General features: G+C 50.6%; 30 protein-coding genes, 1 tRNA gene and 1 pseudogene. 12 read left to right on the top strand and 20 right to left on the bottom strand.

The window, feature by feature from the left end; all coding sequences use genetic code 11:
• Positions 1 to 67 precede the first annotated feature (67 nt).
• Positions 68 to 1,165, bottom strand: coding sequence for a calcium/sodium antiporter (locus SynSYN20_RS09800; protein WP_186523364.1), 1,098 nt, complete (start codon positions 1,163 to 1,165; stop codon positions 68 to 70).
• Positions 1,166 to 1,263: 98 nt separating this feature from the next.
• Between SynSYN20_RS09800 and SynSYN20_RS09795 the strand changes: the two genes are divergently transcribed.
• Positions 1,264 to 2,940, top strand: a complete 1,677-nt coding sequence (locus tag SynSYN20_RS09795) for a SulP family inorganic anion transporter (RefSeq protein WP_186523359.1) — start codon at positions 1,264 to 1,266, stop codon at positions 2,938 to 2,940.
• A complete protein-coding gene (pyrC, locus tag SynSYN20_RS09790; protein WP_186523358.1) occupies positions 2,941 to 4,020 on the top strand; it encodes a dihydroorotase in 1,080 nt (359 codons plus the stop codon). It abuts the gene before it with no gap.
• Between the two features lie 109 nt (positions 4,021 to 4,129).
• Here the strand turns inward: pyrC and SynSYN20_RS09785 are convergent.
• Positions 4,130 to 4,215: transfer RNA gene (locus SynSYN20_RS09785), tRNA-Leu, on the bottom strand.
• A 57-nt stretch (positions 4,216 to 4,272) separates the two neighbouring features.
• Between SynSYN20_RS09785 and SynSYN20_RS09780 the strand changes: the two genes are divergently transcribed.
• From SynSYN20_RS09780 to SynSYN20_RS09765, 4 genes are all read left to right on the top strand, one after another.
• Positions 4,273 to 4,524, top strand: a complete 252-nt coding sequence (locus tag SynSYN20_RS09780; protein ID WP_186523357.1) for an NAD(P)H-quinone oxidoreductase subunit L — start codon at positions 4,273 to 4,275, stop codon at positions 4,522 to 4,524.
• A 4-nt stretch (positions 4,525 to 4,528) separates the two neighbouring features.
• Positions 4,529 to 4,876 carry a DUF3007 family protein gene (locus SynSYN20_RS09775; RefSeq protein WP_186523356.1) on the top strand — a complete coding sequence of 116 codons (348 nt, stop codon included), beginning with the start codon at positions 4,529 to 4,531 and terminating at the stop codon, positions 4,874 to 4,876.
• 28 nt (positions 4,877 to 4,904) lie between these two features.
• Complete coding sequence (gene trpA / locus SynSYN20_RS09770; protein WP_186523354.1) at positions 4,905 to 5,711, top strand: tryptophan synthase subunit alpha; 807 nt, start codon at positions 4,905 to 4,907, stop codon at positions 5,709 to 5,711.
• A 151-nt stretch (positions 5,712 to 5,862) separates the two neighbouring features.
• On the top strand, positions 5,863 to 6,132 hold the full coding sequence (locus SynSYN20_RS09765) for a YciI family protein (RefSeq protein ID WP_048346849.1): 270 nt from the start codon (positions 5,863 to 5,865) through the stop codon (positions 6,130 to 6,132).
• Here the strand turns inward: SynSYN20_RS09765 and SynSYN20_RS09760 are convergent.
• Positions 6,108 to 6,434, bottom strand: coding sequence for a c-type cytochrome (locus tag SynSYN20_RS09760; protein ID WP_186523352.1), 327 nt, complete (start codon positions 6,432 to 6,434; stop codon positions 6,108 to 6,110). The two genes, SynSYN20_RS09765 and SynSYN20_RS09760, sit on opposite strands and share 25 nt — an antisense overlap.
• A 138-nt stretch (positions 6,435 to 6,572) precedes the next feature.
• Here SynSYN20_RS09760 and SynSYN20_RS09755 point away from each other — a divergent pair.
• Positions 6,573 to 6,992: pseudogene (locus SynSYN20_RS09755) on the top strand (Nif11 domain/cupin domain-containing protein); the annotation flags it as partial.
• Here the strand turns inward: SynSYN20_RS09755 and SynSYN20_RS09750 are convergent.
• The 5 genes from SynSYN20_RS09750 to SynSYN20_RS09730 all read right to left on the bottom strand — a co-directional run bounded on the left by SynSYN20_RS09750 (position 6,955) and on the right by SynSYN20_RS09730 (position 9,523).
• Complete coding sequence (locus tag SynSYN20_RS09750) at positions 6,955 to 7,527, bottom strand: phosphate-starvation-inducible PsiE family protein (protein WP_255476236.1); 573 nt, start codon at positions 7,525 to 7,527, stop codon at positions 6,955 to 6,957. The pseudogene SynSYN20_RS09755 and the gene SynSYN20_RS09750 sit on opposite strands and share 38 nt — an antisense overlap.
• 6 nt (positions 7,528 to 7,533) lie before the next feature.
• Positions 7,534 to 7,791 carry a hypothetical protein gene (locus SynSYN20_RS09745; RefSeq protein ID WP_186523350.1) on the bottom strand — a complete coding sequence of 86 codons (258 nt, stop codon included), beginning with the start codon at positions 7,789 to 7,791 and terminating at the stop codon, positions 7,534 to 7,536.
• A 40-nt stretch (positions 7,792 to 7,831) separates the two neighbouring features.
• The gene (locus SynSYN20_RS09740; RefSeq protein WP_186525575.1) at positions 7,832 to 8,161 is read right to left on the bottom strand and encodes a hypothetical protein; all 330 of its coding nucleotides are present in this window, start codon (positions 8,159 to 8,161) and stop codon (positions 7,832 to 7,834) included.
• 5 nt (positions 8,162 to 8,166) lie between these two features.
• Positions 8,167 to 8,532, bottom strand: a complete 366-nt coding sequence (locus tag SynSYN20_RS09735; RefSeq protein WP_186523349.1) for a YkvA family protein — start codon at positions 8,530 to 8,532, stop codon at positions 8,167 to 8,169.
• A 64-nt stretch (positions 8,533 to 8,596) separates the two neighbouring features.
• Positions 8,597 to 9,523 carry a sigma-70 family RNA polymerase sigma factor gene (locus SynSYN20_RS09730; RefSeq protein ID WP_186523348.1) on the bottom strand — a complete coding sequence of 309 codons (927 nt, stop codon included), beginning with the start codon at positions 9,521 to 9,523 and terminating at the stop codon, positions 8,597 to 8,599.
• A 226-nt stretch (positions 9,524 to 9,749) separates the two neighbouring features.
• Between SynSYN20_RS09730 and SynSYN20_RS09725 the strand changes: the two genes are divergently transcribed.
• Together SynSYN20_RS09725 and SynSYN20_RS09720 are read left to right on the top strand one after the other, a co-directional pair.
• The gene (locus SynSYN20_RS09725) at positions 9,750 to 10,241 is read left to right on the top strand and encodes a DUF2214 family protein (RefSeq protein ID WP_186523347.1); all 492 of its coding nucleotides are present in this window, start codon (positions 9,750 to 9,752) and stop codon (positions 10,239 to 10,241) included.
• Positions 10,242 to 10,249: 8 nt separating this feature from the next.
• Positions 10,250 to 10,894 carry a peptidase gene (locus tag SynSYN20_RS09720; RefSeq protein WP_186523346.1) on the top strand — a complete coding sequence of 215 codons (645 nt, stop codon included), beginning with the start codon at positions 10,250 to 10,252 and terminating at the stop codon, positions 10,892 to 10,894.
• Here SynSYN20_RS09720 and hisIE read toward each other — a convergent pair.
• Complete coding sequence (hisIE, locus tag SynSYN20_RS09715; protein WP_186523344.1) at positions 10,891 to 11,559, bottom strand: bifunctional phosphoribosyl-AMP cyclohydrolase/phosphoribosyl-ATP diphosphatase HisIE; 669 nt, start codon at positions 11,557 to 11,559, stop codon at positions 10,891 to 10,893. The genes SynSYN20_RS09720 and hisIE overlap by 4 nt on opposite strands.
• Before the next feature lie 67 nt (positions 11,560 to 11,626).
• Here hisIE and SynSYN20_RS09710 point away from each other — a divergent pair, with 67 nt between their 5' ends.
• A complete protein-coding gene (locus SynSYN20_RS09710) occupies positions 11,627 to 12,112 on the top strand; it encodes a 6-carboxytetrahydropterin synthase (protein ID WP_186523340.1) in 486 nt (161 codons plus the stop codon).
• Here SynSYN20_RS09710 and SynSYN20_RS09705 read toward each other — a convergent pair.
• The 4 genes from SynSYN20_RS09705 to clpB all read right to left on the bottom strand — a co-directional run bounded on the left by SynSYN20_RS09705 (position 12,093) and on the right by clpB (position 18,955).
• On the bottom strand, positions 12,093 to 13,142 hold the full coding sequence (locus SynSYN20_RS09705; protein ID WP_186523339.1) for an HlyD family secretion protein: 1,050 nt from the start codon (positions 13,140 to 13,142) through the stop codon (positions 12,093 to 12,095). The two genes, SynSYN20_RS09710 and SynSYN20_RS09705, sit on opposite strands and share 20 nt — an antisense overlap.
• A 64-nt stretch (positions 13,143 to 13,206) precedes the next feature.
• Positions 13,207 to 14,697 (bottom strand): MFS transporter, encoded by a 1,491-nt coding sequence (locus tag SynSYN20_RS09700; protein WP_186523338.1) that lies wholly within the window; start codon positions 14,695 to 14,697, stop codon positions 13,207 to 13,209.
• 71 nt (positions 14,698 to 14,768) lie between these two features.
• A complete protein-coding gene (locus SynSYN20_RS09695; protein WP_186523336.1) occupies positions 14,769 to 16,274 on the bottom strand; it encodes an MFS transporter in 1,506 nt (501 codons plus the stop codon).
• An 89-nt stretch (positions 16,275 to 16,363) separates the two neighbouring features.
• A complete protein-coding gene (gene clpB / locus SynSYN20_RS09690) occupies positions 16,364 to 18,955 on the bottom strand; it encodes an ATP-dependent chaperone ClpB (protein WP_186523335.1) in 2,592 nt (863 codons plus the stop codon).
• Between the two features lie 158 nt (positions 18,956 to 19,113).
• Between clpB and SynSYN20_RS09685 the strand changes: the two genes are divergently transcribed.
• Complete coding sequence (locus SynSYN20_RS09685; protein ID WP_186523333.1) at positions 19,114 to 19,311, top strand: hypothetical protein; 198 nt, start codon at positions 19,114 to 19,116, stop codon at positions 19,309 to 19,311.
• A 340-nt stretch (positions 19,312 to 19,651) separates the two neighbouring features.
• Here SynSYN20_RS09685 and SynSYN20_RS09680 read toward each other — a convergent pair whose 3' ends face one another.
• Positions 19,652 to 19,951, bottom strand: coding sequence for a hypothetical protein (locus SynSYN20_RS09680; protein WP_186523331.1), 300 nt, complete (start codon positions 19,949 to 19,951; stop codon positions 19,652 to 19,654).
• A gap of 862 nt (positions 19,952 to 20,813) precedes the next feature.
• On the opposite strand from SynSYN20_RS09680, the gene SynSYN20_RS09675 reads away from it, so the two are divergent.
• Positions 20,814 to 21,020 (top strand): hypothetical protein, encoded by a 207-nt coding sequence (locus SynSYN20_RS09675; protein WP_186523329.1) that lies wholly within the window; start codon positions 20,814 to 20,816, stop codon positions 21,018 to 21,020.
• A gap of 14 nt (positions 21,021 to 21,034) precedes the next feature.
• On the opposite strand, the gene SynSYN20_RS09670 is transcribed toward SynSYN20_RS09675, so the two are convergent.
• The 6 genes from SynSYN20_RS09670 to hemE all read right to left on the bottom strand — a co-directional run bounded on the left by SynSYN20_RS09670 (position 21,035) and on the right by hemE (position 24,487).
• Positions 21,035 to 21,265, bottom strand: a complete 231-nt coding sequence (locus SynSYN20_RS09670) for a TIGR03643 family protein (protein ID WP_186523327.1) — start codon at positions 21,263 to 21,265, stop codon at positions 21,035 to 21,037.
• Between the two features lie 89 nt (positions 21,266 to 21,354).
• Positions 21,355 to 21,558 (bottom strand): Nif11-like leader peptide family natural product precursor, encoded by a 204-nt coding sequence (locus tag SynSYN20_RS09665; protein WP_186523325.1) that lies wholly within the window; start codon positions 21,556 to 21,558, stop codon positions 21,355 to 21,357.
• Positions 21,555 to 21,923: a c-type cytochrome gene (locus SynSYN20_RS09660; RefSeq protein ID WP_186523320.1), complete on the bottom strand. Its 369-nt coding sequence runs from the start codon at positions 21,921 to 21,923 to the stop codon at positions 21,555 to 21,557. The genes SynSYN20_RS09665 and SynSYN20_RS09660 overlap by 4 nt, the downstream gene beginning before the upstream one ends.
• Before the next feature lie 112 nt (positions 21,924 to 22,035).
• Positions 22,036 to 22,395, bottom strand: coding sequence for a plastocyanin (gene petE / locus SynSYN20_RS09655; protein ID WP_186523319.1), 360 nt, complete (start codon positions 22,393 to 22,395; stop codon positions 22,036 to 22,038).
• Positions 22,396 to 22,429: 34 nt separating this feature from the next.
• A complete protein-coding gene (locus tag SynSYN20_RS09650; protein ID WP_186523318.1) occupies positions 22,430 to 23,431 on the bottom strand; it encodes an NAD(P)-dependent oxidoreductase in 1,002 nt (333 codons plus the stop codon).
• Positions 23,432 to 24,487, bottom strand: a complete 1,056-nt coding sequence (gene hemE / locus SynSYN20_RS09645; protein ID WP_186523317.1) for a uroporphyrinogen decarboxylase — start codon at positions 24,485 to 24,487, stop codon at positions 23,432 to 23,434.
• Positions 24,488 to 24,519 lie beyond the last annotated feature (32 nt).

Here is a 24,519-nt window from a genome sequence, read left to right as displayed (position 1 = left end):
CATGGATAGCTTTTGCTCCGCAGTCATCCCTCCATAACGGAAGAGAAGCAGAAGCACTTGTTGAACGTTATGCGCCCTCTCGTTTGAGCTGTCTCCAATAGCGAGCTGCCTGCACCGTGATGAGCACGACAACAGCAGGCAGTACAACGCAAAGCATGATGAGGCGAAATTCGTCTGACCATGAAGACAGCGCTGTGCGGGGAAGAACGTTGTCAGTGATGTAAAGGACGTAGAGGCCAACCAGTAAGCCCCCTTCAAGTCTGCTGATTCGTCCTTTGGTCCAGAAGATTGGTAGGCAAGCCAGGCTTGTCAGAATCATCACGGGCATGTCGTCATGAATTAAATCTGGAGTGACATTCAGACCCCTTGCTCCTGCAGCTAGGGCACCTCCAGCAAGGACCAGTAGAAGATTTAAGAGACAGCTACCCACCACATTGCCGATGGCGAGATCGGTTCTCCCTCGCAATGCGGCAACCAGAGAGGTAATCAATTCAGGCATGGAGGTGCCAGCCGACACGATGGTGAGCCCGATCACGGCCTCACTGACACCGAGGCTTAAGGCAACCGCGCTGGCTCCTTTGACCAGAAGTTGGGAGCCGAAGACAAGAACAACGATGCCCACCACAAGTCGAACCATTGCTTTGATCCATCCCTGCTTGGCGGTTCCCAAGTCAATCTCCGGTTCGGCAGGCTCCATCTCCTCTGGTTCCTCCCGTGCGGTTCGGATCTCCCAGACGGTGTTAATGACAAGGGCTAGCAACAGAGCAACGCCTGATTGCCAGGTCACACGTCCCGCAGATGCCATCCCCCAAGCAGCAGCCGACACGGCGAGCAGAAGGGGGACATCCCTTCTCACTAAGCGGCTTTCGACTCTCAGAGGAAGAACTAGGGCGCTGCAGCCGAGCACGACCAACACATTGAAAATGTTGCTTCCCACCACGTTGCTGACGGCGAGCGCATCAGCCCCTTGCATCACTGAACTGATACTGACGAAAAATTCTGGCGCGCTCGTTCCAAGCGAAACCACTGTCAGGCCAATGACCAGCTGAGGGACGCCGAGGATGACGGCAAGAATCACCGCACCTTGTACGAATAATTCTCCCCCTCCGAAGAGCAGTCCGATTCCCACCAAGAGCTCGAGGGTAGAGATCAGAAAGTCAGGCATCGACTCCTTGCTTCATCAGAAACTATCTTCCCTGCTGGCCTCGACGGCTGCAAAGGGGAAGAGACTTAGTATTATCCAACTTCTAAGAAGAGACCCTGGTGCTCCTGAATTACATCAGCTCCCGCAACCTCCGAGGTGATGCCTTTGGTGGGCTGACGGCAGCTGTGGTTGCCCTTCCGATGGCATTGGCTTTTGGAGTTGCTTCTGGTGCGGGTGCGGCAGCAGGCCTCTGGGGTGCCGTGATTATTGGCCTGGTGGCGGCACTGTTTGGCGGGACATCCACGCTGATCTCTGAGCCCACTGGTCCGATGACGGTGGTGTTCACTGCGGTGATTCTCAATTTCACCAGCCAAATCCCAGACCGAGCCACAGCGTTAGCTCTGGCTTTCATGGTGGTGATGCTCGCAGGCCTTTTCCAAATCCTCTTTGGGTTGTGTCGATTAGGCAGATACATCACGATGATGCCTTACACCGTGATTTCAGGCTTTATGTCTGGCATTGGTGTGATTCTGGTCATTCTTCAGTTGGCCCCATTTTTAGGTCAGAGCAGTCCAACCGGTGGTGTGATTGGGACGCTAACCAGCCTGCCTCAATTGATTTCTGGTGCACAACCACTGGAGTTTTTATTAGCGCTAATTACCCTGCTAATCCTTTGGTTTACCCCTGAAAATTGGAAGCGTTTTTGTCCTCCCCAGCTTCTCGCTCTTGTTGTGGGAACATTCCTTTCAATTACAGTATTTGCGAATGTGGGATTAAGTCGAATCCCTGAGTTTTCAGCTGCTTTTCCTAGTTTTCAGCCTCCTGCTTTTTCAGCAATTACTCCAGATTTGCTTCGATTAATGGTGGTAAATGGAGCTGTATTAGGAATGCTCGGTTGCATAGATGCTCTGCTTACTTCTGTTGTGGCAGATAGTCTGACTAGGACAGAACATGATTCCAATAAAGAATTAATCGGTCAGGGTTTGGGAAATTTGGTGTCTGGTCTTTTTGGTGGCTTGCCAGGCGCTGGCGCCACGATGGGAACGGTTGTCAATATTCAGGCGGGCGGCCGTTCTGCTCTTTCGGGAATTGTGAGAGCCATCATTTTGATGCTTGTAATTTTGGTGGCAGCACCGTTGGCTTCGCGCATTCCCCTGGCGGTGCTTGCAGGTATTGCCCTGAAGGTTGGTTTTGACATTATCGATTGGAGCTTTTTGAGGCGAGCGCACCATTTATCGATGAAGGCAGCTTGTATTACTTACGGAGTGATTGGCCTCACGGTACTTGTTGATCTGATTTGGGCAGTTTTTATTGGTGTGTTTGTTGCCAATGTTCTAACGATTGAGCGGATGACTGCTCTTCAGTCCAAGGGCGTTAAGACGATTAGCACCACTGATGATGATGTGATTCTTCCACCTGATGAGCAGGAACTTCTTGATCGGGCTTCCGGTCGATTACTGCTCTTCCAGCTCACCGGTCCAATGATTTTTGGTGTTGCCAAAACGATCAATCGAGAGCACAACGCGATTGAAGAATGTGAGGCTGTGTTGTTTGACCTAAGTGAGGTTTCTCACCTGGGTGTCACAGCATCCCTAGCACTTGAAAATGCAATCAAAGAAGCCATTGAAGTGGGCCGTTTGGTGTATGTGGTTGTACTCCCTGGGGCGACGCGCAAGCGCTTAGAAAAGCTCAAGCTTCTCGATCTCCTCCCAGAACACCATGTCAGCGCAAATCGCTATGAGGTGTTGTTGCATGCCGTCAATCAATTGCCTCAGCTACAGGAGCTCTCCTCTTAGATGGCCTCAGATCGTCTGGTCATGCGTCGTCCGGATGACTGGCATGTCCATCTCCGAGATGGGCCCATGTTGGAAGCGGTGCTGTTTGCAACGGCCAGGGTCTTTGGAAGGGCGGTGGTGATGCCGAACTTGCGACCACCCATCACAACTGTGGAAGCTGCGCGTGGCTACCGCCAGAGGATTGTGGATGCGCTGAACCACGGTGTGATGTTTACGCCATTGATGACTGCGTACCTGACGGATGATCTTGACCCCAGCGAGTTGGAGCGAGGTTTTGTTGAGGGGGTGTTTGCAGCAGCGAAGCTTTACCCAGCCAATGCCACGACCAATTCAGCAGCTGGGGTAAGCGATCTGGTGTTGATTGCGCCTTTGCTGGAAAGGATGGAGGCGATCGATATGCCCTTGCTCATTCATGGAGAGGTCACCGATCCAGATGTGGATGTGTTTGATCGGGAGGCAGTTTTTATCGAACGGCATCTCATCCCTTTGCGTGAGCGTCACCCTGGATTGCGGATTGTTTTAGAGCACATCACCACAGAGCAAGCCGTGGATTACGTCGCCAATGGAGACCAGCGTTTGGCGGCCACAATCACGCCCCATCACCTCCATCTCAATCGCAACGCGATGTTTGTGGGTGGCTTGAAAAGTGATTTTTATTGTCTTCCAGTCGTCAAGAGAGAATGTCATCGTCGCGCCCTGGTAAAGGCGGCGACGAGCGGCCTTCCTTGCTTTTTCCTAGGGACGGATTCAGCCCCCCATCCCCGATCGGGTAAGGAGTCAGCCTGCGGTTGTGCCGGGATTTTCAATGCTATGCATGCCATGGAGAGCTATGCCGCTGTGTTTGAACAGGAGGGTGCACTGGATCGTTTAGAAGCTTTTGCGAGTGAATTCGGTCCGCGCTTCTACGGCTTGCCCCTAAACACCGACACCATTGCATTGGTGCGTCAGCCGCAGATTGTGCCCCAGCAGCTCACTCTTCCTCAAGGTGGTTTCGAAGCATTCGACTCTGAAGAGGCGCCTGTCTTCTTTCATGCCGGTGAGTCTCTGGCTTGGTCTGTTGACTTGATGGGTCTGGCTTAAGGGATCTGCAACACGTTCGACGTTTTGACCGAATGGGTCCAGAGGGGCTCCCTCTGTCTTCTGCTCTTAAAACTAGATGTGTGATCTGTTACGACCGCGTCTTGACTGATGGGGGCGGGGGGACTTGAACCCCCACAGACATTTCTGCCCAAACGATTTTAAGTCGCGTGCGTCTACCGATTCCGCCACGCCCCCGCGTGCCATGCAGGCTCGCTCCGACATCTTAGATTCACCCCAACCAGGTCGTCTTCTGTGTCCATCGATAATCTCCTGTCTTCGGTCTCGTCAGACACGCTGCTTGTGATCGGTGGCTATGCGGCTTTGGGTGGCCTCTACCTAGTCGTGATGCCACTTGCACTCTTCTTTTGGATGAATCGGCGCTGGCATGTCATGGGGAAGATTGAGCGCTTCTCTGTGTATGGGCTGGTGTTTTTCTTCTTTCCAGGAATGATTGTGTTCGCACCATTCCTCAATCTCCGCCTCAGCGGTCAAGGGGAGGTTTAAGTCTTTGACGCGTGCCGGTGTTCTCAAGCTTGGTTTAGGTCTCTTACTCGCTGGGGGTGTTGGATTTTGGCTATTTAAGGCCGCAGGGTTTGAGGGGTTGTCAGCAGGAATCGCTGCTGAGGCCGTGTTAGTGGTGATTGTCGTGGTCTGGACAGGCTCCTACCTCTTCAGGGTGGTGACGGGGCAGATGACGTACATGCAACAGCGTCGCCGCTACCGAAAGGAGTACGACCAACTCACAACCGATCAGCTTCAGGCTCGTTTTGATGCTTTGAGTCCGGATGAGCAGCAAGCCCTGCTCGCATCTCTCAATTTGGATGAGTCTGAATCGGAACAGACCACAGAACCGTAGGCTCCGTTAATCAGACCCTCTGCTTTCTGTGACGGAACAACTTTCCAGGATTGAAGCGGTTTTCTCCCGAACGGCTCAGGAACAACGCATGGCATTGATGCCATTTCTGATGGCAGGGGATCCAGATTTGAGCGCGACGGCTGAAGTGCTCCTGAGCCTTCAAGCCAATGGCGCTGACATTGTGGAGCTTGGCATCCCCTATACGGATCCATTAGCGGATGGGCCTGTGATTCAGGCTGCTGCCTTTCGGGCCTTGGCGCAAAAGACCACGCCAGCGAAAGTGATCGAGATGTTGGCTGGCTTGAAAGATCAGCTCACCATGCCCGTGATTCTGTTCACATACACGAACCCTCTTCTCAATCGTGGACCGGAGCGCTTCTTTGCGGAAGCATCTGCTGCTGGTGCGGCAGGCTTAGTGGTGCCTGATCTTCCTTTAGAGGAAGCAGAGAGATTGTCTCCCTTAGCTGCATCGTTTGGATTGGATTTGGTCTTACTCGTTGCACCAACAACACCGCAAAATCGGATGCAGAGGATTGCTGAATCCAGTCGTGGTTTCACTTATTTGGTGAGTGTGACCGGTGTGACCGGCGAGCGCGTCAAGCTCCAGGATCGCGTAGCGACATTGGTCAGCGATTTGAAAGCGTGTAACAGCCGTCCGGTGGCTGTTGGGTTTGGGATTTCTGGGCCTGACCAAGTTTTGCAAGTGAAACAGTGGGGGGCTGATGGTGCAATTGTTGGTAGTGCTTTGGTTAAACGAATTGCCGCTGCTTCGCCCGGGAACGCTGCTCTAGAAGCTGGAGAGTTTTGTCGGCAACTTAGGAATGCTGCTGGATGATTTGGCTAGCTGATCGATGCCGTTGCTGCAAAGGCATCGAATCGAAGGTTCCTTAGGCTGATCGTCAATAACGATTCAATGAATACAAGTCGTTTGTGCAACGAGAAGATGCCATTCTATTGTCAACAAAATACTTAAAGGGGACGGGCAAGTGGCACGTTTTGTTCTTTGGGGAACATATTGCGATGGCGCACTTCAAAAGCGTGAGCCTTTTCGAGATGAGCATCTTGCTGGACTGCGTGCGCTTAAAGAACAGGGAACATTGATCACGCTGGGCCCTACAGAAGGCAGTACGCACGTGTTTGCGATTTTTGAATCAGACAGCAAAGCAAGCGTTTGTGCCCTACTTGAACAAGACGTGTACTGGCGTGAAGGGATCTGGACACAGCTTGATGTTTATCCCTGGGTCCAGGCCTTTTGAGCTTGTTGCCAAACCCATTCACCCACAATCACATCACCACCCTCACCGAGGGTTTCGGCGTAACCACTCATTTGTCCGATTCCTGCTCGGGCGACTTGCGCGATGGCCTCACTGCTATCGAGTCCACGCTTTTTTAACGCTTTGATCTTGAGAGTGCGTCCTCGACGAATAATGTTTTCGCCATTGGGGTGGCAACTCGCGCAATTGTTTTGAAACAACGAGGCTCCAGACTCAACGGCAAGTGCAGTTGAAGGCCACAAGAGCATTACGGCAAGCAGGATTGATGAGAGGAGTCGAATCATGCTCACAGAGGGTGGTAGAGCAATAGTTTGCTTCCTTGTTCGGCGTCGTGCTGATGCTTGTCTCGATTGTTGGCAGGATTAGAGAATTGATGGACATTCCCCTTGGCCGAAAAGGATCTTCAGCGATTCCTGCAAAAGGTGAATCATCTGAATGGCTTGGTTCAGTCCCTTCACGAGCATCCTGAGCGACGTGAGCAGCTCGCCGCTTGTGACGATCACAACTCAGTTGTGCAACTTGCCCGTTCCTGGGGGTTTGAGATCGCTCGACGGTGGGGTGATGGAGAGGGGGAAACGATTGATAGGCCGTTTGACAATCTGTTTCATAGTCAGGATTTAGATGATGGCGAGGAGCACGAGCGGATGCTTTGCCAAGGTCCTGATTGGCGCTTGATGCGGATCGAGTCATGCGCGGCTTCCAGCCCTGAAGGGTTCTGGTACGACCAGGCTGAAAACGAGTGGCTGACTCTGATGCGTGGCAGTGCCAGATTGCAATTCAAGGATCCCGAGGAATGTTTCGATCTCAGTGTGGGTGATCAGCTCTTGATTCCAGCCCATCGTCGCCACCGTCTGGTGAGGACAGATCCGCACCCTGGGACGTTATGGCTCGCTCTCTATTGGTCTGTGAACTCCAGTCCTCCTGTCTTGTCGCTGAATCAAGAGGGGTTGAGCGTTTGACGAGCCAGTAGGAGCCGGCAAGGGCAATCGACGCGATACCAAGACCAATGAGCAGTTGCGGTTTGTTTTCAGACCCTGCGGGTAAAACAATCACTTTTCGGGCAACAGCTGTTAAAGCTGTGACCAGAACGAGTTCAATCTGGATGACATGTTTCCTGAGGTAGCTCGTGACGTTCTGAAGGACTTCAAGGGCAATCAGGACGGTTAGGAGATCTCCAAGAATTTTGATCAGTCCATCTCCGAGCCAATACGAATTGCGATCGGTGTAAATCAGCGCAAGGCTGACGCGAATGCTGAGTTGGATCAGGGCCGCCACAATCACCACAGCTGTGATGACTGTGAGCAGCTTGGCAACTTGTTGCTCTGCGGAGTCGACGAGCAGCAGGAAGGATCGACGCTTGCGACGGGCCTGAGGCACGGCTGATCAGTTGGTGAATGGGTTGTAGTAAGGCTTGGCAGGGGTGGTACCTGCTGGGTTTTCGATCTTGGTATTACAGGTGATCGAACCGTCGTCTCCCGTTACGCAATCAGTTGGCACCACAGTGCTGCCTGGCCCTGAACGGCTGTTGGGACCAAGCAGCCATGTTTCTGTTTGAGCCTGCGCGATCTGAGGCGCAACAACACAGAGAGCAGCACCAGCCATGAGTCCGACGCTGAAGACGAGGGAAGCGGATAAACGCAAGGCAGGAAGGCATCTCAAACCACTTTGCCTGTGATTGCATTCAGTTGCCGCGATCGTCGCGGATTTCGCGCAGAAGGAGATCGAGTTGGCCAAATGGATCCGTGTCTGTCGTTAAGTCTGCTGCGGAGGCGTTGGCATGCGCTGGGGCGTTATTGATCCAATCGGCTTCGATGCTGCAGAGCTTCGCAGCGAGACGGGGTAGCCCTCCGAGGCGATGCTCTCTTTCAAGCACTTCCATCAGAGCGGGCATGCGAGTTGAGGTTGCTCGAAGGCTACGGCGAAGATCGGCTTGGGTTCGACCCTGCTGTTTCAGCCAATCCTTCAGAACGAGAGCCAGCTCTTCCTCAACGTCTGGAGACCAGGGATTCATGAGCGTCAGAGGGGGAACCATCGATCCAGTCTGCGTTGTGCCCGTAGACGGATGTCTGGAGTGATGTGTTTGCTGCATAAACCGATCACAGCTGTCAACGCAACAAGGTCATCGCTGAACCCCGCGACAGGAAGAAAGTCGGGAATGAGATCGGTCGGTATGAGCAGGTAGGTGAGCGCTGCCAGCATGGTGAGTCTGGCTTGAGGAGGAGTGGCCTGATCCATCACCATCTCAAGGGCTTCAAGGGCCGGTGCAGCAATCGTTCTTCCCGCGCGTTTGAGCAACCGTTGAAACGCTCCCTCATCAATGACGGAGCTTTCTATAACGTCAGCCTCAAAAACAGAATCGTTACAAGAAGAGCCATCAGTCATGAAGGAGAACGATGCAGCGTTGAAAAGTCAAGACACCCTCGCTGTTACTTAATTCTCTGAACTCTTAGTGGGCGGGTTCCACCAAGCCATGTTGGATACTTGTTTTACGCAGTTTGCGTAAAGCCCTTTGCACGACCTGACGGCAATATTCTCTACTGCAATTCATCTGTCGGGCGACTTCTGCAAGCGTGCGCCACTCGTGACTTCCGTCAAGTCCAAATCGCAGCATGACGATGGTTCTCTCTTTGGGAGTCAGGTTTGAATTGTCGAGCAGTTTCCAGGCGGAGTCAGAGCGCTCTGCGATTTCAGCGCGCTCCATTGGTGGGATTTCGTCGCTTGGCAGCACATCCACCAATTCGGATGGATCGGATTTCGACTTCACAACACCCTGAAGGCTCACGGTGACACTGCGAAGTTCACAGCCCAACAAGTCCTCGACTTCGCTGATCGGCAACTGCATGCTTTCAGCTAACAGTTCCGCGGAAGGAGCAAGTCCATTGCTTTGCATGAGACGCGCTTTAGCAGCGCGTAACCTCGTCAATTTTTCATTGACATTGACAGGGATGCGAATTGTTCTACTTTGCGTAGAAAGGGCGCGGTTTAAGCCTTGACGAATCCACCAATAGGCGTAGGTAGAAAAACGGTGGCCTCGAGTTGGATCATATTTTTCAACGGCTCTACTTAGTCCAAGGGTGCCCTCTTGGATAAGGTCAAGAAGGTCAAGCCCCTTACCTTGATAACGTTTTGAAAGATTAACAACCAATCTTAAATTAGCCGTAATCATCTGATTTTTTGCCTTTTCCCCGCGCTTGATTGTGCGCTTCTCCTCATCGTTGTAAATGCACGCATCCCCTTCGCCGCCGGCGATTGTGCAGCGCTCAGTGAGAGCTGCCATGGCCTGCACCTTGCGGCCCAGGGTTAACTCCTGCTCAGGCGTCAACAGTTGATGCCTTCCGATTTCGCCGAGATAAGCACTCAGAGAACTCACCATCTGTGACTCCTGCTTTTCTTGAACTTAGGACCAAAGTCTTTCTATTCAGATGGCGTAATAAAGACTGCGGAATTTGTATTTATTCCTTAATTCGTTTTTATTTCGTTATTCATTGTTGCTCCATAATTGCTTTTTGTTGCGCGTTGACTAGAGGCCTTCAGGTGGTCCTGACTCCAGCGCGAGTGGCAAGCCAGCAGCTACGGTCAGCCCCACTGAATCATTTGTTATGCAGCTGGCCACTTTGCTGACTCCAGAAATCGCCAAAAGCGCTGGTGTGGCCTATGTGCACTACCTCAGTTTCATGCTTTGTTTCGCCGCTCTCGTGGTGGAGCGGCGCTTATTGCGTCCAGATCCCGATCGACGGGCAGCCACGGCCATGGTGATCACTGACATTATTTACGGGATCGCCGCTTTGGCCCTGTTGGTGAGTGGCATTTTTCGTGTGTTGTATTTCGGGCAAGGCAGCGATTTCTACACGACGAACCCCTTGTTCTGGTGGAAGGTTGGTTTATACCTATCAGTTGGTGCTTTGTCGTTGTACCCAACAGTGACTTACATCCTCTGGGCGATTCCTTTGCGTAAGGGAGAACTCCCCAAAGTGTCTGAATCCCTGGCTAACCGCCTCGGCTGGATTGTCAACATTGAATTGGCGGGTTTTGCCCTGGTGCCCTTGTTGGCAACGCTGATGGCGCGTGGTGTCGGACTACCGGCATCGTGATTTGAAGCATGCAAGTTGACCCCTGTCCCCCAGTCCAGGCTCAGCAGATCAGGACCGACTCGTTGCGAGCTAGTGATCTGACCAATGCGCCAGGGTACGGCTCCAGATTGGCGATTAGCTCATCTGGATTCCCTGTGCTGCAGCGCTGGTGCGTCTGGGTTCAGCCAGCTGAAAGCACTGAGCCCAATCGCTGGGAAAGACGATGGTTCGGCGCTGTAGATCGTGCTCTTGATGAGTGGTCTGCTGTTTTGCCGATCATCCGGGTTGACGACCCTGAGCGGGCTCATGTCCGAGTGGAACGTCGCAGGCCGCCCCGGCGACGTCTGGCTGATGGATGGCGAGCGAGCAATGGCAGAAGCGTCCTTCAGGTGTTGGAGGTACAACGGCAGGGGGTGTGGCGTCTTGAGCCCCAAGTCACCGTGATGGTGTCACCTGAGTTGAGATCGGAATCTCAACAGGCCACAGCGCTTCATGAGTTAGGACATGCGTTCGGACTATGGGCCCATAGCTTGGCGCCGAATGATGCGATGGCACCTGTCCAAGGAGCGTCCCCGGTGTTGAAGCTGTCGCCCCGTGATCAGCTCACTCTGGAGTGGATGCGACGGCAGCCCACTCGATTTGGACTGCCTTTGCCTGCGCCTGCAAGGCCTTAGGAACGCCTGGGCGCTCCACGTCGACTGGCGAGAACAGCTTGGACGTCTCGCCAGCTGACGTTGTGATGGGCTAGAGCCACTTGGAGGTGAAAAATTAAATCAGCAGCTTCACCTGCGATTTCGTTGGCGTTGTTGTCTTTGCATGCCATTACGAATTCTGCGCTTTCTTCACCGATTTTTTTGAGAATTCGATTGTCACCCCCTTCAAGCAATCGGTTGGTGTAACTCCCTTCGTCTGGGCAGTTGCGGCGATCTTCAATCACGCGCATCAATTCGGTGCAAGCATCGGCTGGTGGGGGTAATGCCTCGTGTCCTCCTTGGCTAGGAACTGGACCATCGTCATAGAAACAGCTGCGTGCTCCTGTGTGACACGCCACATCGCCGGTTTGTTCGATCGTGAGAAGCAATACATCAGCGTCGCAGTCGTAGCGAAAGCCCTTGAGACGTTGAATGTGACCGCTGGTTGCTCCCTTATGCCACATCTCTTGTCGAGACCGACTCCAGTAGTGCACTTCACCGGTGCTCAGTGTGAGTTCTAGTGCCGCACGATTCATCCAGGCCTGCATGAGGATGGCACCATCAAGCCAGTCTTGAGCGATCGCAGGGATGAGCCCCTTCTCATTGAAGCGGAGTTCGTCAATGAAGGCGATATCAGCGGCTGGCATCGGGCCTCGGTGCATTTAGATGTAGACAAGGTCAATTCTCCCGCAGTGTGCTCCCTCTTTTGAGCTGATGTTTCTGCCTCCCGCCGGCTTCACCTGCAGCAAGCATTTCGAGGGGTATCCCTGCTGTCATAGGCAGTGGCAACACGAAGGACATTGTCATTTCGTCCATGGCTACAGCCGAAGCTTCACCTTTTGGTTTGCCGCTAAGGAGCTTGATGCATGTGGCTTTGTGGTGGATTTCTCAAGTTTGCGTCCCTTAGAGAAACAGTTGAGAGATCAGTTTGATCACACTTTTTTGGTCAATGATGATGATCCCTTGCTTGAACAGTGGCGTTCTCTGCATGAGCAGGGAGCCATCGATCTTCGCGTGATGAAAAATGTGGGAATGGAAAATACGGCACAATTATTGTGGAACTGGGCCAATGAACTCCTGAATGAACGTGATCTTGGCCGAACCTGTTGTTGGAAAGTAGAAGCGAGAGAAAATATTAGTAATGAAGCAACATATTATTCAGTCCCACACTGGTTTGAGTCTACTGATCCGGAGAAGTAACTTTCTGCATCGAACTATTGCTTTTTACAGCTTGCATCGTATTGATCGTGCTGTGAGCCGTAGATCCTGCTCGAAGTGGATGATTTGATGATTGCTTTATTTCGATGCGCACAGGGAAACGTTGTGGCACTTTCACCCAATTACCAGTGGCATTCTGAGGTGGGAGAAGGGAGTAATAGGCTCCACTACCTGAGCTAATATTAATAACAGTCCCTTCGAATTTCTTGCCTGGGTACATATCAAGCTTGATCGATGCTTTCATGCCAGGACGTATTCGATGAATTTGTGATTCTTTGTAGTTCGCATCAACCCACCATTGACTGTTGTCGACGATTTGGAAGAGAGCTTGCCCAGGTTTTACATACTGCCCTGTTCTGATCGTGAATTTGTTGCTGATGAAACCATCAAAAGGGGCATGATATTTTGCGTAATTGAAGTTAATCTTTGCAGTTCCTAATTCGCTTGAATTTGCATCAATTAGTGATTCCTGCTCGAGAAGCTTTTGCGAAATTCTTCGTATCTCTGCTGTGGCTCGAGTGACATCTGCATCTGCTTCAATGGTGGAAGCTTGGAGCTCTTGTTCTTTTTCAAGGGAAACGACATCTTTCTCCAAAAGGAAGGCATAGCGTTTTTGGTTTAAACCAACTAGCCAACGAGAAGCCTTTTTACTTTTGAGATCGTCTTTTGCTTTTTGAAGCTCTTGATGCATGCTTTTTAAGTTTTTCTTACTGGCTTCAAGTTTGCTTGTTTTTTGATCAACAATTACCTGAAAGGAATCAGGAACAATCTCATATATAAGCTCTCCTTTTTTGATAAATTGATTAGGTTGAATATGGATGTTTTTTATATAACCAGCGACATAGGGTGCGACTGTGACGGTATATGCATGAACATATGCGTCTGGAGTGTTTGGATAGTAATGCCCATAAACGAAAAAGCCTGTTAATCCAAGCGTTGTGATTCCGCCGAGGATTCCACCGGTTAAAATGAGCTTACGATTTTTGTTGTCCATCGCGTCCTGCTCAGTCATAGCTTGATTTTGGGTGCCCCTAGGTGTAATTAATTGATGAGGACCTAATTACTATAACGTGAATTTATGCTTTGTCTTGTCGCTCTCTATGTAAAAAAGGAAGTGCTCCAAAGCAGATTAGAAGACAGCCTGTGAGGGTTGCCTGGTTGATGTAAGACACAACTGCTGCTTGGTGAGAAAGAGAGTGGTTGATCATATCAAGTGATGCTTGATTCCAGTTATGAGCATGTATTCCTTCGATCATTTGATTGTTCAGAGGGGCTTGAAACTTCTCAAGTCCGATACTTGTTTGATTAATGTGGCTGCGAAATCTTTCCCAGCTCCCTTGAGTAGATACGGTGTCAATGCCACCACTTAGGGCACCACCAAAAACTTTTGCTAGGTTGCCACCAAACAAGGTAATTGAGCTGGCTGTTGTTGCAAGTTCGGCTGGGATCGTGGCAAAAGCCATCAAGAATTCATGAAAGAAAAAGCCAAAAGATATTCCAAGTAGGATTAATTGAATTGTGATGGTTTGATTGGATTGTGCAGATGATGTCTGTGCCATCCATAAGGAAGTTAGGCCGAATCCAATAACCCCTAGGCTTGACATGACTCGTCTCGACTTAACTGTTCTCGCAAGGTAGTGAGTGTTAATACCTGGAGCAAAGATATAGATTGTGATTGTTGATGCTGCTGAAAACAGGAAAAATGGCCCTGAATAAGTAGCAATTGTGTTGTGGGTCACGCTAATCATGAATTCGGGAACAATTGCAAAGATCAGATATACCGAAAAAAGGATGACCGAAATATTGATGCTACTGATGACAAAATTAATGTCAGAGAAAACCTTTGGGTTGAGTAGGGGCGGTGAGCTGCTGAAGCGAATAAAAAATAGGATAAGACCAATAATTGAGATTGCTAATAATAAAATATACGTCTTGCTTTGGAACCATTCATGCTGATTGCCGTAGATCAAAGAAATGCTAAATGTGCCGAATCCAGCACTGCATAGTATGAATGTTATCCAGTCTAGTGATGCGTTTTCGTCACCCTGGTCTTTTGGAAGATATCGAAAAATAAGAAACCAAGATATGAATTGAATCAGCGCCAAGCTCGCGTAAATGATACGCCAACTGAAGTACCAAGATATTGCTCCTCCATAAGCAACACCAATCGTTGCAGAAAATGCAAATGTAACGACAAAAAGTCCTTTCCCAATGTCACTTTGCTGTTTCCCAATTCCACCATTTAGAAATCCTCCTGCTAAGCCGCCACAAACTGCTGCGCCAGCTCCTTGCACAATTCGAGAGATGATTAAAGCCAGGCTATCTGTAGCTATTGCAGCTCCGACAAGCCCGATAATAAAAACGACTGGTCCATAGGTTGCCATTGTTTTTCTGCCGAACTTTTTAGTTAAATTTCCAACGAATATCATTATCAATGACATTGGTATTAAGAATGCATTCATGTACCAAAGACTATGATGTGGCGTTCCTCCTAAATAACCTCTTGCGTAATTGTGGGCAGGAACGCCAATGGCCCCTGCGATCGCGTAACAAAACAGCATCGCCATGAATGCTCCTGTTAGTACACCTCTGTTGGTCAGGAAAAATGATGGATGGAATTTTTGCATTGTTTTTTGTCCTAACTTTTGCGAGCTTCTCTGCCTGCTTTACCTTCACGGTGTAGAAACGGGAGTAAACCGAAGGCCAGGAGAAGGAAGCCGGTCAAGGTAGCTGTATTGATATAAGTAATAACCTCTGCCTGTTGTGAGATCGCATGATTAATGATATGTAGTGATGCCTGTGACCATGATTCCGCTTTAATTCCTTCTTGAAGATGATTTTGTAGAGGTTCTCGAAAGCTGGTAATGGCTTCTTGGCTGGCTCCAACTTCAATCCGAAAACGTTCCCAGCTGCCTTGGCTAGATGCTGTGCTGATAGCCCCGCTGAGGCCTCCCGATAAGGATTTGGCAATATTAGTTCCGAAGAAATTGACGGCACTTGCCGTGGTTGTTAGTTCTGCTGGCATTGTTGCAAAACACATAAGGAGTTCATTCAGGATGAGACCAAAGCTGATTCCCAGAGCAACTAATTGTACCGTTAGATTTGCATTGCTTTGGAAAGCATTGGTTTGTGCCATCCACAGGGCTGTTAGTCCAAAGCCAAAAACCCCAGCGCTCGAAAAGATTTTTCTTTGTGTAATAGTGTGTCCGATTGCATAGGGATTTAGCCCAGGGGCAAATAAGAAGATTGTTGCAACACTGGCAAAGCTAAACCAGGCAAATGGTCCAGCATAACTTCCTACAGTGTTTCCAACCACTTCGATCATAAAAGTAGGAACGATGTTGAAGACAAGAAAGACGGCAAATAGAATGAGAGTTAGGTTGGCTGTGCTGATGCAGAAATTGATATCTTGAAAGACCTTGGGGTTGAGCAGTGGAGGCGCGCTAGAGAGCCGAATGAAGAAAAGTATGATGCTTACGATCGATAACCCAAGTTGAATGCAGTAAAACGGACTTTGAAACCATTCATGTTGGTTACCCCAAGCCAAGGAAAAGCTAAATAACCCAAAACCGCTACAGATTAGTCCAAACGTTGGCCAGTCAATTTTGACGGATGAATCACTCGGGGTATGTGGCAAATAAAGCAAGATGAGCAACCAAGCTGCTCCAAGTAGTATCCCTGAGAAGCCATAGACAACGCGCCAGCTTAAATACCACGTTGTATAGGCTGAAATTGCGATGCCTGCTGTTGCGCCAAAGGCAAAAACAAGGACAAATAATCCCTTCCCTAATTTACTGTGTTTCGGTCCGATTCCACCATTCAGCCATCCACCTCCTACAGCTGCGCAGACTGCTGCACTTAATCCTTGAACGATACGTAGGATGATAAACAGGCGACTATCTTCTGTAAGTGCAGCACCGATTAGGCTCAGACTAAAGATTGCTGGGCCAATGATGGCCAAGTTTCTACCCCCGTAGCGTTGGCGAAGGTTGCCTACTAACGTCAGCATTAGCGCGCAGGGAATGAGGTAGGCGTTCATATACCAAATGCTTTGGTACGGAGTTCCTCCTATAAATCCTCTGACGTACTCGTGGGCTGGAACACCGATGGCGCCAATCACAATGAAGGTGAACAACACCACCATGAAAGCCACTGTGAGCACACCACGGTTGGTAAAAAGAAATTTGTTGCTTCCCAATTCTGAGGCTCGTCTGCGCCAATTAAAGCGTGCTTTTAGATCAGGTTTAGGCGTTCTTCTATGACTTCGATTTGGACGCTACTGCCTTCCTCGTAGGCGCCTGCGAGGATCGCTTTCGCAATGGGTGTTTCCAGTTCCCGCTGAATCGCTCGTTTGAGGGGCCTCGCTCCATAAACGGGGTCATAGCCGGCATTGGCTAGCCAGTCGGTGGCTTCTTCACTGATGTTGAGATCGAGCTTTCTCTCGCTCAGGCGTTGTCTTAACCGTTCTACTTGAAGGCCAATGATTTGGCGCAATTCATCGCGACGAAGACTATGAAAAATGATAGTGTCGTCGATTCGGTTTAGGAACTCTGGACGGAAATGGCTGCGTAGAGCTTCATTGACCCGACTCTCCATCTCTTGATGTTGGTTGTCATCACCTCCTAAATCGAGGATGGATTGACTGCCGATGTTGCTGGTGAGAATTAACACAGCATTGGTAAAATCAACAGTGCGGCCTTGGCCGTCGGTGACGCGACCATCATCGAGGATTTGGAGCATCACATTGAAGACGTCTGGATGAGCTTTTTCCACTTCATCAAACAAGATCACCGCGTATGGTCTGCGCCGTATCGCTTCTGTGAGCTGTCCTCCAGCCTCGTATCCCACATATCCGGGAGGTGCACCGATTAATCGGCTCACCGTATGTTTCTCCATGTATTCCGACATGTCGATGCGCACCAAGGCGTCTTCGCTATCAAACAATTGGGCTGCCAAGGCTTTTGACAACTCTGTTTTGCCCACACCGGTGGGTCCCAAAAATAAAAAACTAGCGATGGGTTGATTTGGGTCGCTGAGCCCGGCTCTGGATCGCTGGATGGCGTCGGCTACAGCCGTCACTGCTTGGTGTTGTCCGACGACGCGTTCATGGAGTTGGTCTTCGAGTTTGAGTAGTTTCTCCATCTCGGATTGAACAAGCCTTGCCACAGGAATTCCTGTCCACTTCGCAATCACCTCAGCGATGTCGTCTTCGCTGACCTCCTCTCTTAGCAGTGATTTTTCGCCAGTGTCATCGGTTTCTGCCAAGGCATGTTCCTGGGCGTGCAGTTGCTTTTGAAGTCCAGCGAGCGTTCCGTATTCCAACTCTGCAGCCTTGTTGAGGTCATAACTCCGCTTGGCTTGTTCCACCTGTAGTTGCACGCGTTCGATCTCTTCTTTCAGAGCCGAGAGCTCATCAATGGCACCTTTTTCTTGCTGCCATTGAGCATTGAGGGTGCTTTGTTGTTCGGATAATTCCGCAAGTTCTCGTTCCAATCGCTGCAGTCGCTCTTGACTCGCCGCATCCGACTCGCGTCCTAACGAGAGCTTCTCCATTTCTAACTGAAGGATTTTGCGATCGATTTCGTCGATCTCCTCTGGTTTGGAGGTGATCTCCATCTTGAGCCTGGCGGCTGATTCATCCACAAGGTCGATCGCTTTGTCTGGAAGGAAGCGATCGGCGATGTATCGACTACTCAAAACGGCTGCTGCTACGAGCGCGCTGTCTGCAATGCGGACGCCGTGGTGCACTTCGTAGCGCTCTTTAAGTCCACGCAAAATTGAAATGGTGTCTTCAACGGTGGGTTGATCGACCAGCACTTGCTGAAAGCGACGCTCTAGGGCGGGGTCTTTCTCGATGTGTTGTCTGTGCTCGTCCAGGGTGGTGGCCCCGATGCAGCGCAGTTCGCCTCGCGCAAGCATGGGCTTCAACAGGTTGCTGGCGTCCATGGCGCCACCGGTGGCACCTGCACCGACCACGGTGTGAATTTCATCGATGAACAAAACAATTTGTCCTTCGGAGTTGGTGACCTCCTTGAGCACAGCTTTAAGGCGTTCCTCGAATTCACCGCGATATTTGGCACCAGCGATCAGTGCTCCCATATCGAGGGCGATCAGCTGACGATTTTGTAGTGCCTGAGGCACATCGCCATTCACGATCCGTTGGGCCAGCCCTTCCACAATGGCTGTCTTGCCCACCCCTGGCTCACCAATCAGCACAGGATTGTTTTTGGTGCGGCGGCTGAGAATTTGAATGGTTCTGCGGATTTCTTCATCACGACCGATCACCGGATCGAGCTTGCCGTCTCGGGCAGCGCTCGTGAGATCGCGACCATATTTTTCGAGAGATTCGTAGGTTCCCTCAGGGTTTTGGTCGGTCACTTTCTGACTGCCACGCACGGCATTAATGGCGGTTTTTAAACGAGAGCTATCGGTGCCAGCTTGGCTAAGAAGCTGACGGCCACAGCGACCATCGTCGGCGAGGGCCAGCAGCAGATGCTCAATAGAAATAAAGCTATCGCCATAACTTTGCTTCAGCGTTTCAGCGCGATCGAGCAGGGCATTGAGACCTTTGCCTAGAAAGACTGAGTCGGGGGCGTTGGATAGTGAGGGTTGCTGACTGAGATAGCTGTCCACCGCAGTTTGGAGCACTGGTGGTGAAACCCCTGCCTTATCCAGGATTCGAGCCGCCAAGCCTTCTTGGTCCAACAAAGCCCTCAACAGGTGCTCACTTTCAAGCTGTTGATGCCGCTGGCTCTGGGCTAGCTGCTGGGCTGACATGATCGCGGTCCAGGCTTTTTCGGTGAATTGTTCGGCTGTTGGTTGCATGACTTTTTCTACGTTTTATTGATTGGAACCGTATGTGGATCTTTTGACTTTGTAGAGCGGTTCACCGATCCAGATCTGTCGGGCTTTCCGTCAGCCTGCGGCTTACCGACCTGCACTTGTAGGGTCAGCCGACCTTAATCAATCAATGGCAGATAAGGATGGCAACTGATCCCGCTCTGGTGACAGCTCTCGTGGAGCGTGTCCATGCCGTGTACGGAGCCCAACTCAGTGATGTGGAGCGCAAGTGCTGGACAGTGGTGCACGAACATCACCATGGCGCCATGCCTACGGAATACGACATCCGGGAGATCGACGAGGATCTATATCTTGCGGTGCTGGAGGCAGTTCGCAGTTAATTTGAAGGCCCCTCAGGAACTCAGGGGAGTTGTCCCAATGAATGATGCGTTATCAATATCCGGCAATAACTCTATTGCTCATAATCGAGAGTTTATGGAATGTCGCATTATATTGTGATTATTAAAGTCTAGAAGCGTATCTCGGTATTTACCTCGTAAAAGATCAATATATTGTAGGGAGCATAGAGTCATTGATGACTCTTTTGGCGGAATGGACTAATTGCTAAGATGACTCTCTTGGTGTCAACGAAGAGTGATGATTTGCTTCTGCGAAGATTTTGAAAGCTGAAAAGTGCTGATCTATACCTCTTCGTTAGATAGAGTTTCTGCTTTCATGTACTCATTTGATTGATTTTGGATGTCCAGATGGATAGCCATTCAAAGCATTTGCTCGTTTGTCGCTTTCGAAAAATTCGTGCCATCGGCTAAGTGCCTCTTGGCGTTGACCAATTGGACGGGTTGCCATGATCAGTCCTGCCTCGACAAGGGCTCCAGAGCCGGCCTCAGGCATTTCTAAGCGCACTTGCTGTAGGGCTTCGTCATGCTCGGTTCTCCAGGTCTCTCCATTGTTTTGATATTCCTCCCAGGCTTGGGCATAGGTCATTTCGCTGGGGCTTGGTAGGTTGTTGATGTCAGTCATTTCTTTGTTTTTAGTTCTGCAAACATAACTTTAGTCATTCATTGCTTGGCAAGAGCTTTTATTGTTTAGTATTTATTTTTGCATGTATCAAGTGTTTTGCTTTTGTGCGGATCATTTGTTGGTTAAGGCCTTGCATTCTGATGTCAAGCTTTCGCGCTTGACATTTCTGGTCGTAGTGCTGTCATTATCAATACATTTTCACGTAAAAGCGGTTTTGTTAGGTCTTAGAGGAATGGGGAGTGCGAATCCTAGTCATCTTTTGTTGTGATCTCTTTTGTGCTTGGCTTGTTGGCAGTTACTCGCGTAGTTCTATCGCTTTTCCCCAGGAACTCTGAAGATAATCCCCCCTCTTTTTCTGTTTGTGCTCAACTCTTTTACGGTCCATATCCGTGGCATGGTCTGGGATGTTGGTTGCTAACTAAAGTTGGAGATTCCTAAAGAGGTGATTTGCGTTCTACGCTCATCGATTGGGTGATCAGTCTGTGAATGTTGGCTTCAGGTATCCTGCCAAGGCTACTCTTTCTGCCTTTTTCCTTCCCCTCAGATTATTGAAGTTCTTAGACCTTAGGTGACTCCCGCTTGGATTTAATGCCGGATCAGTACTGTTGAGCCTGCTTTCACAGTTCCTTGCAATCTTTAACATGTAATGCTGGTAATAGATGAAGCTACAACTTGGAATGCTTGTTTGTAGCAGCTTGTTTGCCTCTTTTATGGGAAGCCTCTCCTCGATGACAGTATTTGCTACGGAGACAATGTCATCCGTGAGAATTGTCCCGATTGCGGTTGCTGCATCTAGGTCGAAGCCGGAACGATGCCATCGGCTGAGTGATCTCTTAGCTTAGGGAAAATGGTACTGATCTCGATGAACCCTAAACAGATTGGAGCTCTTCGCAGGGCTGGTATTTACTTTGTTGTGGGCTATGGAGGCTTGGTTCTCATTAATAACAGTGGTCTACAGCTCGACAACATGTGGGTTGCCTACTTGCCGATGTTTATTGCTGTTTATTTCTTCTCACGTTGGGCTGATGCCAAGATTGAGAGCCGCTCGAGCAACCAATCTGACGATTGATTTTTCGATGTTGCCTAGTGGTGGCAAGCTGCTCTGAATCGGTCGGCATGGCTCGTGGCTGCATGCTTGGTTTTGCGGCCTGAGACACGTTTACGCCAGCTACGGAAGGATCCTGGTTTTAACGTCTGGCGCATCAAGCTGATCACATCTTTCTCCATCAGACCGAACTGATATTCAATCGCTTCAAAGGGTGTGCGGTCTTCCCATGCCATCTCAATGACCCGGTCCAACTGTTCGCTAGTCATTGCATTTGCTTTGATCAACGCCTGATGTCGCTCCAGAGTTATCAGGATAAAGGTGAGATATGTACGCCGTGATGTCGGGGGTTGTCCGGTTATTGGATCGTGCTCTGCTCGAACCATTTGCTGATGGCTTCGGCTTGAGGGTCTTGGTTGAGGTCGTCTAGGCACAGTGAGAAACCTAGTCTTTTGCCAAGCGCAACGATGTCTTTTGTTTCACTACAGACGCTGAGTTCCCTTTGAAGAGCTGGACTTCGTTCTGCAGCACGCAAGAAATCTTTCCAACCCTCTCGGCTCATCGCTGCCAGCCTTTTTCAGCCTTGAGTTCTACGTAGGCGGCTACATCAATGATGTCTTGTTCGCTCAATTTTCCTTCAAACGACGGCATCGCATTCTTTCCATTTTCAATTTGGTGCTCGATGGCCTCAATGTGATCCTCGCCGTACTCATTGAGATGAGCTTGAAGATCGCTTTGACTCAATGTTCTGGACGCACTGATCACATTGCCACCGCCCATGTGACATGCAGCGCAATTCGCAGAAAAGAGTTGCCCACCATGTTCGACGTCAACGCCAGAAGTGCTTGCCGCAATTGCAGGTGAGACTCCCAGCAGGTTGAGGCCGATGCAAAGCAGCAATGCGAACACGGACATGGGATGGAGCATCAACACCAACTTCAATTTCTACAACCCTATCCATTTCGGTGGACAAAAAAAGAGCCCGGTGAGCATCTGTTAAAACGCTCGCCGGGCTTGTGTTCAACTGCTGATCTAAGGATCACTCAACGATAACTTTGCCAACCATGCCAGCACCACGGTGGGGCTCGCAGTAGAAGTCAAAAGTTCCAGCTTCAGTGAAGGTTTCTTCCCATGATTCGCCGGGAGCAAACGCTAGATCGCTGTGGCTGAGCTCGTCGTGGCCATCAAAAACGGCGTTGTGAGGTGCCAGCTTGTTGTTGACAAATTTGACGGTGTCACCAGCTTTGATGTTGAGGGTGCTGGGTTCGAATGCAAGCATGCCGGAATCTGTACCGAGCTTCACTTCAACAGTGGCAGCATTGGCTGTACCAACACCGATGCCCAGGACGAGTGCCAAAGCAATCGCGGCTGAGAGGAGAGAACGCAAACGGCTGATCATGAGCTCATAAACACTGTTGTGAGTTTAACGCTGTTCAGATGCTTCCACGATGTGGAAGTCCTGAATTCATCAGAACTGTTTCAAGGTCTGGTCCATGGCTTCGACCACCGAAGCGTTCAGGCTGGGTAACGGGATCATGAACGAAGTGACGTTGATGAATTGAAAATCGGTCCCATGCGTTGATTTCGATTGGAAGGATTTTGATCAGGCCTTCAATTAGCCAGCTCCAAAGGGGTATCCCAGGAGTTCGCGACACACCTCTCCAGCGACAGAGCGTGGCAACGGCATCGTTCACGCTGATCCACGGTTGTCCCATCACGATTCTGCGGACCGGTCCCTGCCCAGGTTCTGGATTGGGTTGGTGAGGCGTGGTCACCAGGATCCCGCAGATTTCAGCAATGTCAGCAGCATGGATGAAATGGAAGCTGGCATCGGCTCTCAGCCAGCGAGCGAGCCATAACCATTTGCTTGCTTCCGCTAAGCCTTCCGTGAGGTAACTGGTCGGGAAGGGACTTGTTCCATCTACCCTTCCGCCGAAGACCAGTGTTGGAAAGACCGCCACAATGCGTTCAGCTAACGGGTGTTGTTCAAGCTCTCCAAGGCATTGAGCTTTGGTTTGGATGTATTCGGTGCCGTAGGCCAGAGCTTCTTGAAGCGGTTGCAGGGAACGATCGAGAATGCTGGCGGTTGAGAAATAGATGATCTGCTCAACGACAGCTGGATTCAAAAGGGCCAGCATCCTTTTGACGGCCACGACATTCACCTGATGGGCACGCTCAGGATCTCCCCATGCAGTAGCCGTATGAATCACCCGGGTCACGGTGGAGAGTTCGCTCGCAAATCGATCTGTTTCACGCAGATCTCCTACTAACAAGCGGACACGTGGTTGATCTGCTGAGATTGCCGAAAGTTTGGCTGGATCTCGCAGCCAAAGCAGCAACTCGGCATCGGAATTTTCCAGGAGCCAAGCCGCTGTGTATTGGCCGACGCAACCACTTGCGCCGGTGATCAAGATTCGAGCGGGTGACGGGATCAATCAGCCCTCCCCGATTCGATCCATCACAGTCTTACCAGCTTCAAAGAATGCGCGGCCATTCTCCTCAGGCGTGCCAGGCAAAATTCCATGGCCAAGATTCAGGATGTGGCGGCGACCACGGGCCTTGCGCACGCAATCATCGATGCGATCGCGAATGGCCTCAGGTGTGCCAAACAGCAATCCAGGATCGACATTGCCTTGTACGCCTATGTGGTCAGGAAGGCGGGCGAGGCCCTCAGCCATGTCCACGGTCCAATCCAAAGAAATGATGTCGACACCTGTGCGACCCATTCGTTCTAAAACCCCTGCGCTTCCAGAGATGTAAAGGATGAATGGGGTGTCGGGATGCGTTTGTTTGACGAGATCAACAACTTTTTTCTGATAGGGCGCAGCAAACGTGTCGTAATCGGCGGGGCTGAGTTGCCCTGCCCAGGAGTCAAACATCTGGACAACCTGCGCTCCGGAATCAATTTGATAACGCAGGTAGGTGGCAATCGAAGTCGCGAAGTGATCAAGGAGTTTATGCAGGAGTTCTGGCTCCTGAAAGGCCATCTTTTTGATGACGGCATAGTTCTTGCTGCTTTTTCCTTCCACGACGTATGCCGCCAGGGTCCAGGGGGCGCCTACGAAGCCAAGGACTGCGGCCTGATTGCCAACGCTGCTGCGCAGCCGGCCCAGGACTTCGCCCACAAAGGGCATGCTCTCTTCTGGCTGCAAAGGTCTGAGCGCTTCAACTTGACTGAGGTTCCTGATTGGATCACCAATTTGAGGGCCTTTGCTCTCAACAATGTCGAACTCGATCCCCATGCCAGGCAGTGGGGTCAGGATGTCTGAGAAAAGGATCACCCCATCAGGCTGGAAGGCCTTAAAGGGTTGCATGGAGATCTCGTACGAGAGATCGGGGTTTTCAGATCGTTCTCGGAAGCTGGGGTGGCGATCGCGAAGGTCGCGGTAGACCTTCATGTAGCGCCCTGCTTGGCGCATCATCCAGACTGGAGGACGCTCTACCGATTCTCCGCGGGCGGCACGGAGCAGTAGGGGCAGGGTGTCGCTCATGAATGCGTGAAGATCCAGGCGGCAACCTACCT

Origin of the sequence: Synechococcus sp. SYN20 (assembly GCF_014279555.1) — a bacterium.
Lineage (GTDB): Bacteria > Cyanobacteriota > Cyanobacteriia > PCC-6307 > Cyanobiaceae > Synechococcus_C.
The sequence above is the reverse complement of the archived record's forward strand: the minus strand, read 5'-3'. Positions and strand labels throughout refer to the sequence as shown.

Excerpts from the sequence above, each read along its gene's own strand:
- SynSYN20_RS09660 (WP_186523320.1), bottom strand. The coding sequence starts at position 21,923 with ATGCTCCATCCCATGTCCGTGTTCGCATTGCTGCTTTGCATCGGCCTC.
- pyrC (WP_186523358.1), top strand. The coding sequence starts at position 2,941 with ATGGCCTCAGATCGTCTGGTCATGCGTCGTCCGGATGACTGGCATGTC.
- SynSYN20_RS09800 (WP_186523364.1), bottom strand. The coding sequence starts at position 1,165 with ATGCCTGACTTTCTGATCTCTACCCTCGAGCTCTTGGTGGGAATCGGA.
- SynSYN20_RS09705 (WP_186523339.1), bottom strand. The coding sequence starts at position 13,142 with ATGACTGAGCAGGACGCGATGGACAACAAAAATCGTAAGCTCATTTTA.
- clpB (WP_186523335.1), bottom strand. The coding sequence starts at position 18,955 with ATGCAACCAACAGCCGAACAATTCACCGAAAAAGCCTGGACCGCGATC.
- SynSYN20_RS09730 (WP_186523348.1), bottom strand. The coding sequence starts at position 9,523 with ATGGTGAGTTCTCTGAGTGCTTATCTCGGCGAAATCGGAAGGCATCAA.
- hisIE (WP_186523344.1), bottom strand. The coding sequence starts at position 11,559 with ATGCCAGCCGCTGATATCGCCTTCATTGACGAACTCCGCTTCAATGAG.
- SynSYN20_RS09675 (WP_186523329.1), top strand. The coding sequence starts at position 20,814 with ATGAACCCTAAACAGATTGGAGCTCTTCGCAGGGCTGGTATTTACTTT.
- SynSYN20_RS09700 (WP_186523338.1), bottom strand. The coding sequence starts at position 14,697 with ATGGCGATGCTGTTTTGTTACGCGATCGCAGGGGCCATTGGCGTTCCT.
- SynSYN20_RS09670 (WP_186523327.1), bottom strand. The coding sequence starts at position 21,265 with ATGACTAGCGAACAGTTGGACCGGGTCATTGAGATGGCATGGGAAGAC.
- SynSYN20_RS09735 (WP_186523349.1), bottom strand. The coding sequence starts at position 8,532 with ATGACTGATGGCTCTTCTTGTAACGATTCTGTTTTTGAGGCTGACGTT.
- SynSYN20_RS09710 (WP_186523340.1), top strand. The coding sequence starts at position 11,627 with ATGTTTCTGCCTCCCGCCGGCTTCACCTGCAGCAAGCATTTCGAGGGG.
- petE (WP_186523319.1), bottom strand. The coding sequence starts at position 22,395 with ATGATCAGCCGTTTGCGTTCTCTCCTCTCAGCCGCGATTGCTTTGGCA.
- SynSYN20_RS09665 (WP_186523325.1), bottom strand. The coding sequence starts at position 21,558 with ATGAGCCGAGAGGGTTGGAAAGATTTCTTGCGTGCTGCAGAACGAAGT.
- SynSYN20_RS09760 (WP_186523352.1), bottom strand. The coding sequence starts at position 6,434 with ATGATTCGACTCCTCTCATCAATCCTGCTTGCCGTAATGCTCTTGTGG.
- SynSYN20_RS09685 (WP_186523333.1), top strand. The coding sequence starts at position 19,114 with ATGGCAACTGATCCCGCTCTGGTGACAGCTCTCGTGGAGCGTGTCCAT.
- SynSYN20_RS09740 (WP_186525575.1), bottom strand. The coding sequence starts at position 8,161 with ATGAATCCCTGGTCTCCAGACGTTGAGGAAGAGCTGGCTCTCGTTCTG.
- hemE (WP_186523317.1), bottom strand. The coding sequence starts at position 24,487 with ATGAGCGACACCCTGCCCCTACTGCTCCGTGCCGCCCGCGGAGAATCG.
- SynSYN20_RS09680 (WP_186523331.1), bottom strand. The coding sequence starts at position 19,951 with ATGACTGACATCAACAACCTACCAAGCCCCAGCGAAATGACCTATGCC.
- SynSYN20_RS09695 (WP_186523336.1), bottom strand. The coding sequence starts at position 16,274 with ATGGTGGTGTTGTTCACCTTCATTGTGATTGGCGCCATCGGTGTTCCA.
- SynSYN20_RS09720 (WP_186523346.1), top strand. The coding sequence starts at position 10,250 with ATGCAAGTTGACCCCTGTCCCCCAGTCCAGGCTCAGCAGATCAGGACC.
- SynSYN20_RS09725 (WP_186523347.1), top strand. The coding sequence starts at position 9,750 with ATGCAGCTGGCCACTTTGCTGACTCCAGAAATCGCCAAAAGCGCTGGT.